The following is a 14,300-nucleotide window of genomic DNA, read 5'->3' as shown; positions in this document are numbered from 1 at the left end:
CAACCAAACCACAGCCCTACTCTTGGAACCAAAATCATTTCAATTTTGTTTTGACGTCAGCTTTGAAAAAAATCTGAATACTTATATTCCAACATCCTATATCGTTGAGAATACTACTGATATTAAATATTTAGACAAAAAAGCAAGTAAGAATGTACTTGAGAGTTTTGGAATTGTTTTCGAGAATTTAGATTCCAATACTAAAAAAATACTGACAGCTTGCGAATCTTTAAAGCCTGACTTTGTTTTCAAAAAATTCAGTGCCAAAATCAAATCGGCCAAAACAATTGCTGATTTGCAAAAAGATTCTAAAATTGATTTTGCCATTCGTCAGCACTTAAAATTTAACTTAGAATCCTTTTACAATTTAATTGTTCAGGAACAATTTCCGTTATCCATTAATATCGGACCTGAAAAAGATTTTTATCGGTCAAGAGTCAATATTGATTCATTATATTTTGAGCCTCAAATTCAATTTGACAAACATGCCGAAGGAATTACTTACACTCTTTCTTTAAAGGAAAATGAAACTATATTTTTACCCATGAATCGTAGTGTTGATGTTCTTTTGGATGAGCCAGGCTGGTTAATTATCGATAAAAAATTAGGGAAGTTAAAAGACCTTAATTCTAAAAAACTTTCTCCTTTTTTAAAGAAAAAATCAATTGAAATACCTTCAAAATTAGTTGATGATTACTTTAAAAGTTTTATTCCTGAAATAGCTAAAAAAATCGACATCGAAGCTACGGGCTTTGAGATTGAACTTCGTGACAAAATTGTTTCTTGCACGATTCAGCCTGTTTATGATTTCTTTAAAAACTGTTATTATCTTAATCTTTATTTTGATTATAATGGCTATTCATTTGATGCCAGTAAAACGAAAAAAACACATTCGTTTGTGGATTTCAGCATTGCCAATGAACCTAAAATAATTCAGTTTAAACGAAGTTCTGATGAAACCTTATATACAGACAAATTATCTGAACTTGGCTTAATAAAAATCAAAAATGAATTATTTGGATCTAATTCAGAGGCAGAAATTCACGATCCTTACGCTAATATTCAATTCGTTATTGATCATAAAGAAGAATTGGAAAACTTAGGTTTTACCATTCAAAACCTGAAACTCGAAAGCAAGGAAATTATTACCGAAAGTCATACTGTTTTAGCTTCAAAAGAAGAAACAAAAGAGGATTGGTTTGACATTAAAATAATGATTACAATTGGAGTTTTTACGATCAATTTCAGTGAAATTATTCCGAATATAAAAAGCAAAGAAAGACTCTTTTTATTACCTGACGGAAACTATTTCCTAATTCCTTTAGAATGGCTCAGTAAATACAGTTCGCTGGCTAAGTTGGCTAAAACCGAAAATGAAACTCTTCTTTTACGTAAAAGTAATTTTACTGCTTTGGATACGATTCCGGAAATTAAAAATGATGTCATTCAAAAAGCAGAATATACCGCTTCCGATTTACTGAAAGCAACTTTAAGACCTTATCAAATTGAAGGTGTAAAATGGCTTTTAGGTCATTTTAACTCCAATTTAGGAGCGTGTCTGGCTGATGATATGGGACTTGGTAAGACATTACAAACCCTGGCCGTTCTGGTTGCTGTACAAGAACAATTAGGTTTTACAACTAAAACCACAAATTTTGATTTGTTTGCAAACGAAACTACCATTGAAAGAGAACCTTTAAAAACCCTAATTGTTTTGCCTTCTTCGTTGGTTTTTAACTGGTATAACGAGTCTTCAAAATTTACACCGCATTTTTCGAAAATGCAATATGTTGGTAATGACAGAAAGTTGTTAGCGAATAGATTAGCATCAACAGATTTAATTTTTACGAGTTACAGTATTGTACCTCGTGATATTTCAATCTTAGAAAAATATAATTTCCGTTATTTAATTTTAGACGAAAGTCAATATATTAAAAATAAAAACTCTAAGATTTTTAAAGCCATCAATAAAATAAATACGGCTCATAAAATTGCCTTAAGTGGTACGCCTATCGAAAACTCATTGGACGATTTATGGTCGCAAATGCAGTTTATAAACCCTGATATTCTAGGGACTTATAATTTCTTCGCAGAAAACTTTAAAATTCCGATTGAGAAAAAGCAGGACGAAAACAGTTTAGCTGAATTAAAAAATTTGGTTCAGCCTTATATTTTACGACGAACCAAAGAACAGGTTTTGAAAGATTTACCAGAATTAACGGAACAGATTTATTATTGCGATATGGATCCTGAACAGGAAAAATTATACGAGAAAGAAAAATCAAAAGCTCGTAATTTTCTATTGAAAATGGATGGTTCCAGCCCGGATAAAATCAGCATTATCAACACTTTGATGAAATTAAGACAATTGAGTAATCATCCGAAAATGGTAGATCAGGATTCGGAAATTGATTCGGGGAAATATATTGCTGTCACTAATTATCTGGAAAATTTAGTCAAAGGAAAACAAAAGACTATTATTTTCAGCTCCTTTGTTACTAATTTGAATTTTTACACAGATTGGTGCAAGGAAAACAAAATACAGTATTGCGAAATTACAGGTGAAACTCCGGCCAGTAAAAGACAACAACAGGTAAAACAATTTCAGGAAAAAGAAGAGCCTCTGTTATTTTTTATTTCGCTTAAAGCCGGTGGCGTTGGTTTGAATATTACTAAAGCTTCTTATGTTTTATTTTTAGATCCGTGGTGGAATCCTTTTGCAGAAAAACAAGGAGTTGGAAGAGCACATCGAATTGGACAATTAAACAAAGTAAATGTTATCCGCTTTATTTCGAAAAATACGGTAGAAGAAAAAATAATCAAACTTCAGGAGAATAAAAAGTTGTTATCTGACTCACTTTTAGAAGAAAGTTATATCAACGATGAAATAGAAGTTAATTTGAAATACATACTTGGTTCATAACAAATTGTTCTTAAAACCAATAAAACGTCTTATTTTTCGTTGTATAAATTGTTATATTTACAATCTTACAACGTAATAAGATGCCAAAATTTTTGTTTCAAAGTCTACTTTTACTTTTCATTTTTACTTCGGCGAAAGCCCAGGAAGTACAAACCGAAGTTACTCCGCCATACAATATCAAAACCGTTTCATTTATTCAGAATGGAAGCAATGTAGTGCCGATTTTCGAATTGGGTTCGACATTTGAAGTACAATTTGATGATTTATTTGGCAATGAAGCCAATTATTATTTTGATGTAATTCATTGTGATTATAACTGGATTCCGACTGATATTCCGAAAACAGATTATGTTCGTGGTTTTGACAATCAAAGAATTACAGATTACTCTAATTCCTTCAATACACTTCAGGCTTTTTCGCATTATCGTCTTTCTTTCCCGAACCAATTTACTACACAGCTAAGAATTTCAGGAAATTATATGTTGCGAATTTTGAATGAAGACAGAGAAGTTGTTTTCTCCAGAAAATTCATTTTATTCGAAAATCACTCAACCGTTGGCGCCGTAGTGAAACGAAGCCGCAACCTCAGCAATATTGATTATAAGCAAAATCTTGAATTTACGGTACTCTCCAATGACATTGTTTTTCAGACCCCTTTGCAAAACGTAAAAGTGTTACTAATACAAAATGGAGATTTTAATACCACTATTAAAAATGTTCCTCCGCAATACACTATCGGGAACCAAATGGTTTATAAATACGATAAAGAGACCCAATTTTGGGCAGGAAATGAGTTTTTATATTTTGAAAATAAAGACATTCGTGCCGCAAGTAATAATGTTGCAAAAGTAGGCTCGGCTAATGATATTTACAGTTCCTTTTTATACACCAGCCAGGCGAGGGCAAACCAGATTTATACTTTATATGAAGATGTAGACGGAAATTTTGTAGTTAAAAACATAAATGGTTCCAACCAGGAAATCGAAGCAGATTATGCGTGGGTTTATTTTAGCCTGTCGGCTCCGGCATTTCGTTTAAACAAAGACATTTATATTGTTGGAATGTTCAATAATTACAGCTTATCTCCAGAATACAAAATGGACTACGATGAAAAAAAAGGAGTTTACGAAAAAGCAGTAATGATCAAGCAAGGTTTCACTAATTTTGAGTATCGTGTAGCCGATAAAAAGGGTGTGATTGACTACGAAAATGCTATTGATGGTAATTTCTATCAAACAGAAAACGAGTACACTATCCTGGTTTATTACAAACATAGTTCAGATCGATATGAAAGAGTAATTGGAAAAGGAAACGCAAACTCCATAAACATCACCAATTAAAACATTGTTAAAGGATTTCTTTGAACGATTTTTTTTCGTAAGTTTGCACATATAACACACACATATATACTACGTTAGTATGGTTTCTCAGATTACACGAGGCATAAAAATATCTGTTTTGACTAGTTTTGAAGGTACTTACTTCAAGAACTATAAGATTCACTTTGCCTTTAGTTATGTAGTTACAATTGAAAACCACAGCAAAGATTCAGTACAATTAACTTCTCGTCACTGGGAAATATTTGACTCTCTTAACGACTTAGAAGTTGTTGACGGAGAAGGTGTTATTGGGAAAAAACCAGTTTTAAAACCTGGAGAAAATCACACTTATAGCTCAGGTTGTTTACTTTCATCTCCTTACGGAGCGATGAAAGGTCATTTCAACATGATCAACTTTACTACTACCAAAACATTCAAAGTAATTGTTCCGACCTTTAGAATGTGTGCTCCTTTTGCTTTAAATTAATTTATCGAAATTTCTATTACTCCTTCTTTTGTGATGGCGTATGCTTTGTCGTTTTCTGTTGGAGTCATATAAGAAGTTCCAGTAAACTCACCAAAAGCCGGAAAAATCAATTGATTTGATTTTCTAAAAAAACAGGGTAAATTCAAAAATTGTCTTCCCAATCCTCTTAATTGTATGGCAGGATGAATGTGACCACAAAAATTAAAAAAGCTTTCTTTTTCTGTAGGGTGATGTGTCAACAAGAAATCATCAATAATTAATTCATTGTAAATTTCAATATTCAACTCTTCATAATTACTTTTTGAAATGATATCATGATTCCCTTCCACTAAAATTATTTTCTGCGAATACTCTTTTATCCATTCCGCGAAAAAATCCCATTCAGTATTAATTTTACTATGAAATAAATCTCCCAAAAAAATAATGGTTTCTGCATCAAATAGCTCTAAAACCGTTTTCAACCGATTAAAATTTTCAAAAATGGCTTGTTTCGGAATTCCGATCCCGTGCTTTCTAAAATGTGTCACTTTTCCCAAATGAACATCAGAAATCAAAAGCATCTTTTTTTCTTCCCAAAAAACAGCACCAGACTGATGCAAAATAAAATTCTGATTATTAATTAGTATTCTCATAAACGATTATTTCATGTAACTGGCTGTCATTTTTTTGATTCTTTCTGCTAAAGTTTCACTTGATAATTTTTCGCGGAGTCGGTCTGTAATTATCGGAAAACTAAAAGGTGTTGGCTTAATGCATTGTTTCCAGACAATCGTTTGTCGATTAATTCTTTCCAATGCCTGAATCAAACGTCCTTCTTCTAACTGATGTTCGAAGGTTTCTATAAACGCCTGATGCAGCAATAAATTGTCGGGTTCAAAATCCCGAAAAACTTCAAAAAGCAATTGAGAGCCACTTTGCAAATGTTTGGTTTTAATGGGTCGCCCCGGCATTCCTGTAAAAACTAAACCGGCGATTACAGCAATATCCCTGAATTTTCTTCTTGCCATTTCGGTCGAGTTCAGGCTTTTTTGCAAATCGTGATGCACATATTCTGTCGAAAATAAATCGTTATCAAAAACAGCTTCCATATCAATTTCCTGATCAGAAAGCAGTTCAAATCCGTAATCATTGTAGGCTAATGAAAACGTAATGGAGAACAACAAACTAATTCGGTACGACAAAATACTTGCCAAAGCTTCGTGTACAAAACGGCCTTCAAAAGGATAAAAAATCGCATGAAATCCTTCTCTGGTTTTAAAAGTTTCAATTAAAAATTCATTTGCATCCGGAACAATACTTTCCTTTCGCTGTCTGTCAAAAATAGGTTTTAGTGCTTTTAATTCGGGAGTTAAATTTTCAGTATTTGCAGCATATAATTCTTCTCTTAATAATTCACTCATTTGTACAGATAAGGCCATACGCCCGCCCATCCAGCTAACTGTTTTAGAACTTTTTTTAGGATCTGCCTTCCGCACCAAAACCTGCATATTTTTAACACGGAATAATTCGAGTCGTTTTCCGGCAAACGTAAAAACATCTTCTGGTTTCAATTTAGAAGCAAACCATTCTTCAATGGTTCCAATATAACCTCCGCTTAAATATTTTACGTTAAGAACTGCATCTCCAACGATAGTTCCAATTTGCATTCTATGATGCATCGCAATTAATCTACTATTGATTTTGAAACGTCCATCTTCTTCTACCTCTACTTTTTTAAATTCATCATAAGCCTGTAAACTCTGACTTCCGTTAGTGATAAAATTAAGAATCCAGTTCCAGTTTTCTTTAGTTATATTTTGATAACAAAAGGTTTGTGTTACTTCTTTGTAGATTTCATCAGGAAAAAAACCATCAGAAACAGCAAGTGTATTTAGATATTGAATCAAAACATCCCAACTGTTCAAATACGGAATTCGGTCTTCAACAATTGTTCTTGCTGCCGCTTTTTTTAGTGCTGATGCTTCAATTAGTTCAATTGCATGTGTCGCAAGAAAATAAATAACACTTTCCTTTCCTGGTTGATGTCCACTTCTACCCGCTCTCTGCAAAAAACGTGCAACGCCTTTTGGACCACCAATCTGAATAATACTTTCAACGGGGGCAAAATCAACACCTAAATCTAAACTCGAAGTACAAACGACCACTTTCAATTCTTCATTCCGAATCGCGTTTTCAACCCATTGCCGAACTTCTCTACTAATACTTCCGTGATGCATCGCCATTTCCCCTGCAAATTCGGGATATTTCTCCAGAATTGCCTGATACCACATTTCGCAAACGGAACGCACATTCGTAAAAATTAAAGTTGTTTTGCTTTTTCTGATGATTTTGGCAACCTCATCAATTAAATGCAAGCCTAAATGCCCACGCCAGGGATAACTTTCCATTTTCTCCGGAAGAATTGAAATCACTTTTATTTTCTTGTTGATATTCGCTTTTATTAAAACAGAATTTTCATAAGCTTCTGAATTGACACCTAACAGAACTTGTTGTGCCAGTTCCAGATTTCCGATTGTTGCTGAAATTCCCCAAATTTTCATTTTTGGCGCCACTGTTTTTAATCGCGACAAAGCCAATTCCATTTGAACGCCTCGTTTTGTACCTAATAATTCATGCCATTCATCTATTACAATAGCGCCACAATTGGCAAAAGTTTTAGCAAATTCTTTGGAGGCTAAAAGCAGTTGCAAACTTTCAGGAGTTGTTATCAGCAAATCAGGCATTTTTTTGCTTTGCTTAGCTCTTTCGCTTTGCGAAGTATCTCCGGAACGAATTCCAACAGTCAATGGCAAATCCAAATCGGTAATAATTCGTTCAGCTGCTTGTTTTATTTCGACAGAAAGCGCTCGCAAAGGTGTAATCCAGATTGCTTTTAATCCGGGTTTATGTTTAGTTTTAAAGTCAGGATTTTTATTAATGTAATCGAGAACTATTGGAAACCATAAAGCATAGGTTTTTCCGCTTCCGGTTGGAGCGTTCAATAAACCGTTTTTGCCTTGCAGAAATGCAGTCCAGGTTTGGGTTTGAAAAGGAAAAGACTTCCATCCCTGATCCTGAAACCATTTTTCGGCAATTGTATATAGTTCTTCTCTTTTCATTTTTTTTTATAAGGTTCAAAGTTGCAAAGCCTGAAAGGGACAAAGTTTAGCTGTTTCCTAAAGTTTTTTTCTTTGAAACTTTGTCCCTTTGAACCTTTTACGAAATCATACTTTTTAAATCTTCAATCGAATTGGCATCTTCAATTTTTTTGTCGTGCCGCCATCTCAAGATTCTTGGGAATCTCGTAGCAACACCACTTTTATGTCTTTTTGAAAGTGCAATTCCTTCAAAACCAATTTCAAAAACCAATTTTGGAGTAACACTTCGAACCGGACCAAATCTTTCTAAAGTATTTTTTTTGATGAAATCATCTACTTGTCGGAATTCGGCATCGGTTAAACCGGAATATGCTTTTGCGAAAGTGACCAATTCTTTTTCCTCTTTCTCATTCGTTTGCCAAAGCGCAAAAGTATAATCTGTAAATAGATTTGATCTTCGTCCGTGGCCTCGCATCGCGTAGGTTAAAACAGCATCAATTACCAAAGGTTCAATTTTCCATTTCCACCAATCGCCTTTTTTTCTTCCAACCTGATAAGTCGAATCGTTGCGTTTTATCATCAAACCTTCGCTTTTCATTTCGCGGGCACGCATTCTTTCAGTAGCTACATCTTCCCAGGAATGGAGCAAAACTCTTTCTGATAATTGAAAAGAGGTTGTTTTATTTTTTATGGAATCGTATAATTGTTCTAATAATAATCTTCTTTCTAAATAAGGTAAATTCCGAATATCCTGACCTTCCCATTCTAAAATATCATAGGCTTTTAATATTACAGGAACTTTCTCGAGTAAACTTGCTGAAATTGTTTTTCGTCCAATTCGGGTTTGCAAATCATTGAAAGTTCCGATTTCACCTTCTGGGAAAGCTAAAATTTCAGCATCAATAACAGTTCCATTTGGAATCAAACCAACAAAAGATTGAAACTCCGGATATTTATCCGTTACTAACTCCTCACCTCTTGACCAGACATAAATTTCGCTTTCGCGGATAATCGTCTGTGATCGAATTCCATCCCATTTATGTTCGATGGACCAATCTTCCGGATTTCCTAAATTATCCACTTCGCCTTCAATTGGATAAGCCAGATAAAACGGATAAGGTTTCGATAAATAATCACTGCTTTTTTCATCCAAAATCAATTCCTGAAAAGTGATCCTATTTGGGTCCCAATTTCCCATTAATTTATATGCCAAAGCATCTTCATCAACATCTTCTGCTTTGGATAAAGCTCTCGTCATTAATTTTTGGCTTACGCCGATTCTTAAACTTCCGGTAATTAATTTTGTAAAAACAAAGCGTTCGTAATAATTTAAAGCCAACCAATTTTCATGTAAATATTCTTTTTTTTCTATATCCGATTTCTTTTTTAAAGCGATGATTTCCTGAAGATATTCGGTTAAACTTTTATCAGAATGTTCTTTTGTAGTGGGAATAATCAAAGCAATTGTTTCGGCCAAATCGCCCACAATATGATAACTTTCCTCAAAAAGCCATAGTGGAATATTAGCCAGTTCGTTTGCCCAAATTCGCAATAAAGTTGTATTAACCGGTCTTGGAGGACGACGGTGCGAAAGAATCGCAATGGTCCACACTTTATCTTCCGGCGATGCATTTTTAAAATACGTCGTCAGAGCGTCGACTTTTACGTTCGTTTTATTAGAACTGTCAAGCGTCTTTATCAGTTGTGCGAAATTTTTCATTCTTGGATTTCTTTCTCAGTTTCAACTTCCTTTTCCATTTCTGCCGCCTCGCCTTCATATTGTGTTTTCTCCGTTCTGGCATCGTAGCCCAATTCCCTTAAATATTTAGAAAAAATATCGGTATAACCGTGTGTGCAAATTATCTTTTCTGCTCCAGTTGCTTTTATGCTGTCTAATAAGGAAAACCAATCGCAATGGTCGCTCAAAACAAAACCTTTGTCAATCGCGCGTCTGCGTCTGGCTCCACGAAATGCCATCCAACCACTTGCAGAACCAGTCACAAAAGGCGTCATTTTTCTGATCCAGACACTTCCGTGCGCGCTTGGCGGTGCGAGAACAATATTCCCCAATAAATCTTCTTTTTTGGTTTCACGCGTCACTAATGTTGTGGGTGAAAAATCAACCATCGGACGTAAAACATTTGTCATATTTTCGATAGCGCCGTGTGTAAAAATCGTTCCGATATCAGTATCCAGATATTTTAAAAGTCTTTGTGCTTTACCGAGAGAATATCCAAAAAGAATAGAGGTTTTTCCCTCTGCTTTATTTTCTGCCCACCAATTATTGATTTCTGTAATTACTTCGGCTTGCGGCGTCCAGTTAAAAGCTGGTAAACCAAAAGTACATTCGGTTATAAAAGTGTCACATTTTACCACTTCATAGGGAACCGAGATTCCGTCATTTTCTGTTTTATAATCGCCTGTAAAAACCCACACTTCTCCTTTATGTTCCACTCTAATTTGAGAACTCCCAATAATATGTCCGGCAGGATGCAACGAAAATTTCACATTGTTAATCACGAACGTTTCACCCCATTCTTTTCCCGTAACATTTATTTCTCCTAACCGATGACGAATAATAGGAATATTAGTGTGATGCGTAATATAATTTTGATTTCCCCAACGTGAATGATCAGCATGTCCGTGCGTAATGATAGCGTTTTTCACAGGTTTCCACGGATCAAGATATACGTCGGCCTGTTGGCAGTAAATACCTTTATCATTAAAAGCTAAGAGTGGGATTTTCATATTGTTATCATTTTTACTATTGATAAACCTTTGTGGCACATTTTGGCACATTCTATCAAATTTAACTAATTACCATTCAAACCGTTTTATAGTTTTGCTCTATTAGTTTATTAAATTTCAACTTTTTAATATTGTATTGTGATATATTCAAATTATCATTTGTACTTTTGTAAAAAATTAGACAATTCGTAATTTTAAAAATAATTTATCCCATGTTAAAAGGATTCTTTCATGTACCAAAAGCGGTAAACGAACCTGTAAAAGGTTACGCGCCAAACTCGCCAGAAAAAGCGGCTGTACAAGCAGCTTACACTACAATGTGGAACTCAAAAATTGATGTACCATTATACATTGGAAGTGAAGAAATCAAAACTGGAAATACAAAAACAATTTCAGCTCCACACGATCACAAACATATCGTTGGAACGTATCATTTAGCTGAAAAACAACATATCGAAAAAGCGATTGCAAATGCTCTTGAATCAAGAAAAGCATGGGCAAACATGGCATGGGAACAACGTGCTGCTATTTTCTTAAAAGCTGCTGAACTTATTGCAGGTCCATACAGAGCACGTATCAACGCTGCAACTATGATTGGACAATCTAAAAATATTCACCAGGCAGAAATTGACGCATCTTGTGAATTAATTGACTTTTTACGCTACAACGTAGAGTTCATGACTCAAATTTACGGAGATCAGCCAAAATCTGATTCTACAACCTGGAATCGTTTAGAATACAGACCTCTTGAAGGTTTTGTTTACGCGATTACTCCTTTCAACTTTACTGCTATTGCTGCAAACCTTCCTGCAAGTGCTGCTATGATGGGTAACGTTGTGATCTGGAAACCAAGTGATAGCCAGGTTTTCTCTACAAAAATTATCATCGAAGTTTTCAAAGAAGCGGGTGTTCCTGATGGCGTTATCAACGTTGTTTTTGGAGATGCTTTAATGATTACGGATACTGTTTTGGCAAGCCGCGATTTCGCCGGAGTTCACTTTACAGGATCAACTCACGTATTTAAAGATATCTGGGCTAAAATTGGTGCTAATATCAACAACTATAAAACTTATCCAAGAATCGTTGGAGAAACTGGTGGTAAAGATTTTATTATTGCACACCCAAGTGCTAATGTAAAACAAGTTGCAACAGGAATTTCTCGTGGTGCATTTGAATTTCAAGGACAAAAATGTTCTGCAGCTTCAAGAGCTTATATTCCACAAAGTTTATGGCCAGCTGTAAAAGAACAATTAATTGCTGACGTAAAATCTATGAAAATGGGTTCTCCGGAAGATTTTGGAAACTTTATCACAGCAGTTATTCACGAAGGTTCTTTTGATAAATTGGCTAGCTATATTGATCAGGCTAAAAAAGATGCTGACGCAGAAATTATTGTTGGTGGAAATTACGATAAATCTGTAGGTTACTTTATTGAGCCAACAGTTATTGTAACTACAAACCCAAAATATACTACAATGGAAACCGAATTATTCGGACCAGTTATCACTATCTACGTTTACGAAGATGCAAAATGGGAAGAGACTTTAGAATTAGTTGATACTACTTCTGAGTATGCTTTAACTGGAGCTGTATTTAGCCAGGATCGTTATGCTATTGAAGTAGCTACTACGAAATTGCAAAATGCTGCTGGTAACTTCTACATCAATGATAAACCAACAGGAGCTGTTGTAGGAATGCAGCCTTTTGGTGGAGCAAGAGCTTCAGGAACGAACGACAAAGCAGGTTCTGCATTGAACTTATTACGTTGGGCTTCTCCAAGAACAATCAAAGAAACTTTTGTAACTCCGGAAGATTACAGATATCCTTTCTTAGGTTAATAATTTGTTTCAAGTTTCAGGTTTCAAGTTTCAAGTTTGAAACTTTGTCTATATAAAAAGCCGAATCTAAATTTAGATTCGGCTTTTGCTTTTTTATTTATTGCCTCTATTTGACTTCTTCAAGATATAAATTGGTTATTTTTTCTAAATAATCTTCTGAGCGAAAGCCTTTTGAGTTAGTCACAATAATTGCTGTAACATCATCTTTATGATAAATAATTAACCCCGATTTTACATCAGTTTGCGCAGTAATGATTTCACATGAATCCTTTTGAGGTACCATTAATTTTATCAATTTACTAATTAATACACTATTACTTTCTTCTTTTTGAAACGAGCTTAGGTCGATATTACGAAGAAACGAATTCCGATTTTTATTTGGAATTCGTTTATCATGAACTTGAGAAGTTTCGGCTTTGCCAACAGCTAAAGGCGATTGTATAAATCTTGAAGGTTCTTCATAAACAATATCTTGTTTTCTTTTTTGTGAAAATAGATTGATCGTGTTCATTAAAATCAGGATGACCATTACATTTTTAATTGTTGTTTTCATTTCGGTTATTTTAGTTTATTATAAGAAGATTTCACTTTAGTAGATTCATTAGAAATGCAATTAATACAAGAATAAGTTTGACCATAAAATATTTTTAAGCGAATGTAATCCTGGAATGATTTGACAATTGCAACCGCATATAAAAAGTCCGTTTCAGCATTCAAATAATAAAAATCGGATCAAAAATAAATTCGTATGCCGAAACGCTGTTTTTGAAAGCGAAAACTCATTATTCATAGCAACAAACAAAGCTTACTTCTTTATTTTATTATCTTGCTCCTAATTAAAACACCTTATGAATTTTTTAAAAAATATTGATTTAAAAAGAATAGGACTTCACTTCTTATATTGGACATTTTTTTTATTCTTTTACGTTTCGAATAAATCTGACAATGAAGGTTATTACGAATACATTGTGACTTATTTTTGGAAAATTTCAGCGCAGGCAACATTTGGATATGGTCTGATTTATTGGATTATTCCTGAAACATTAAATAAAAAAAGATCTTTACTTTTTATAATCTCCTCCTTTATTTGGTTTTATCTGGTATTTGCTCTTTTAATGATCTTTAAATATTTTTATCTTGAACCAAAATTCCCTGGCTTCTTTGATGATTGGCTCGGAAATAAAATGACTGTTCCCGAAAGACTGACTTCGGGTAAACTGATTTTAAGAGAATTCTCTTTTCTTACTTATCCGGTTATTATCTTAGGTTTTATAAGTTTTAATCGCAAACAGCAGCGACTTTTAAAACTTGAGGAAGAAAAAAAATCAATGGAATTGAAAGTTTTAAAAAATCAACTGAATCCACATTTTCTATTTAATACTTTAAATAATCTGTACACTTTAACTCTTAAAAAAGATGACAAAGCACCCGAAGTAATTGCAAAGTTATCTGAGATCCTTGATTTTGTTTTATACCGATGCAACGAAGATTATGTTTCAATTGAAAAAGAAATCGCCTTAATCGAAAATTATATTGCTCTGGAAAAACTCCGCTATAGCGAAAGCAGGTTAGATATTTTGTTCACCATAAACATTACCGAAAATGCCAAAATTTCGCCTTTAATTATTCTGACATTTATAGAAAATGCTTTTAAACATGGCGTAATTAATGAAACTGAAAAAGCAACAATTCGACTGAATTTGGAAAGCAACAAGCAGCAAATCATTTTTAGTATTGAGAACACAAAACCTAAAAATGAACTTTCAAGAATTTCGGACAAATCAAAAATTGGATTAATAAATGTTCAAAAACAGCTTAACTTATTATATCCTAAGAAGCATCAATTAGAAATTAACGACACGCAAACTAATTATACAGTCAAACTCTATCTTACCCTTTAATCGAAAA

Annotated in this window: 10 protein-coding genes; 5 read left to right on the top strand and 5 right to left on the bottom strand. The window is 33.9% G+C overall.

Annotated elements, in window-relative coordinates; translation table 11 throughout:
* The first annotated feature begins 22 nt into the window (after positions 1–22).
* The 3 genes from IRZ99_RS15050 to apaG all read left to right on the top strand — a co-directional run bounded on the left by IRZ99_RS15050 (position 23) and on the right by apaG (position 4,729).
* Complete coding sequence (locus IRZ99_RS15050; RefSeq protein WP_194658052.1) at positions 23–2,923, top strand: DEAD/DEAH box helicase; 2,901 nt, start codon at positions 23–25, stop codon at positions 2,921–2,923.
* A gap of 80 nt (positions 2,924–3,003) precedes the next feature.
* A complete protein-coding gene (locus tag IRZ99_RS15045; RefSeq protein WP_194658051.1) occupies positions 3,004–4,263 on the top strand; it encodes a DUF5103 domain-containing protein in 1,260 nt (419 codons plus the stop codon).
* A gap of 79 nt (positions 4,264–4,342) precedes the next feature.
* Positions 4,343–4,729, top strand: coding sequence for a Co2+/Mg2+ efflux protein ApaG (gene apaG, locus IRZ99_RS15040; RefSeq protein WP_008467225.1), 387 nt, complete (start codon positions 4,343–4,345; stop codon positions 4,727–4,729).
* On the opposite strand, the gene pdeM is transcribed toward apaG, so the two are convergent.
* The 4 genes from pdeM to IRZ99_RS15020 form a co-directional block, all read right to left on the bottom strand.
* Positions 4,726–5,361: a ligase-associated DNA damage response endonuclease PdeM gene (pdeM, locus tag IRZ99_RS15035; RefSeq protein WP_194658050.1), complete on the bottom strand. Its 636-nt coding sequence runs from the start codon at positions 5,359–5,361 to the stop codon at positions 4,726–4,728. The two genes, apaG and pdeM, sit on opposite strands and share 4 nt — an antisense overlap.
* A gap of 6 nt (positions 5,362–5,367) precedes the next feature.
* Positions 5,368–7,827: a ligase-associated DNA damage response DEXH box helicase gene (locus IRZ99_RS15030; RefSeq protein WP_194658049.1), complete on the bottom strand. Its 2,460-nt coding sequence runs from the start codon at positions 7,825–7,827 to the stop codon at positions 5,368–5,370.
* 97 nt (positions 7,828–7,924) lie between these two features.
* Positions 7,925–9,526, bottom strand: coding sequence for an ATP-dependent DNA ligase (locus tag IRZ99_RS15025; RefSeq protein ID WP_194658048.1), 1,602 nt, complete (start codon positions 9,524–9,526; stop codon positions 7,925–7,927).
* Positions 9,523–10,554 carry a ligase-associated DNA damage response exonuclease gene (locus IRZ99_RS15020; RefSeq protein ID WP_194658047.1) on the bottom strand — a complete coding sequence of 344 codons (1,032 nt, stop codon included), beginning with the start codon at positions 10,552–10,554 and terminating at the stop codon, positions 9,523–9,525. The genes IRZ99_RS15025 and IRZ99_RS15020 overlap by 4 nt, the downstream gene beginning before the upstream one ends.
* Positions 10,555–10,766: 212 nt before the next feature.
* Here IRZ99_RS15020 and pruA point away from each other — a divergent pair, with 212 nt between their 5' ends.
* Positions 10,767–12,392, top strand: coding sequence for an L-glutamate gamma-semialdehyde dehydrogenase (gene pruA / locus IRZ99_RS15015; protein WP_194658046.1), 1,626 nt, complete (start codon positions 10,767–10,769; stop codon positions 12,390–12,392).
* Positions 12,393–12,498: 106 nt separating this feature from the next.
* Here the strand turns inward: pruA and IRZ99_RS15010 are convergent, their stop codons facing one another.
* Positions 12,499–12,945 (bottom strand): hypothetical protein, encoded by a 447-nt coding sequence (locus IRZ99_RS15010; RefSeq protein WP_194658045.1) that lies wholly within the window; start codon positions 12,943–12,945, stop codon positions 12,499–12,501.
* 295 nt (positions 12,946–13,240) lie between these two features.
* Here IRZ99_RS15010 and IRZ99_RS15005 point away from each other — a divergent pair, with 295 nt between their 5' ends.
* Positions 13,241–14,293, top strand: a complete 1,053-nt coding sequence (locus IRZ99_RS15005) for a sensor histidine kinase (protein WP_194658044.1) — start codon at positions 13,241–13,243, stop codon at positions 14,291–14,293.
* The last annotated feature ends 7 nt before the right edge of the window (positions 14,294–14,300 follow it).

This window comes from Flavobacterium sp. LC2016-12, from assembly GCF_015351595.1.
In the GTDB taxonomy this organism is placed as follows: domain Bacteria; phylum Bacteroidota; class Bacteroidia; order Flavobacteriales; family Flavobacteriaceae; genus Flavobacterium.
Note: the sequence above shows the minus strand (reverse complement) of the source record. Positions and strands in the feature narration are given on the sequence as shown.

Coding starts and splice junctions, on each gene's coding strand:
- IRZ99_RS15045 (WP_194658051.1), top strand. CDS start 3,004: ATGCCAAAATTTTTGTTTCAAAGTCTACTTTTACTTTTCATTTTTACT.
- apaG (WP_008467225.1), top strand. CDS start 4,343: ATGGTTTCTCAGATTACACGAGGCATAAAAATATCTGTTTTGACTAGT.
- pdeM (WP_194658050.1), bottom strand. CDS start 5,361: ATGAGAATACTAATTAATAATCAGAATTTTATTTTGCATCAGTCTGGT.
- IRZ99_RS15030 (WP_194658049.1), bottom strand. CDS start 7,827: ATGAAAAGAGAAGAACTATATACAATTGCCGAAAAATGGTTTCAGGAT.
- IRZ99_RS15025 (WP_194658048.1), bottom strand. CDS start 9,526: ATGAAAAATTTCGCACAACTGATAAAGACGCTTGACAGTTCTAATAAA.
- IRZ99_RS15020 (WP_194658047.1), bottom strand. CDS start 10,554: ATGAAAATCCCACTCTTAGCTTTTAATGATAAAGGTATTTACTGCCAA.
- pruA (WP_194658046.1), top strand. CDS start 10,767: ATGTTAAAAGGATTCTTTCATGTACCAAAAGCGGTAAACGAACCTGTA.
- IRZ99_RS15010 (WP_194658045.1), bottom strand. CDS start 12,945: ATGAAAACAACAATTAAAAATGTAATGGTCATCCTGATTTTAATGAAC.
- IRZ99_RS15005 (WP_194658044.1), top strand. CDS start 13,241: ATGAATTTTTTAAAAAATATTGATTTAAAAAGAATAGGACTTCACTTC.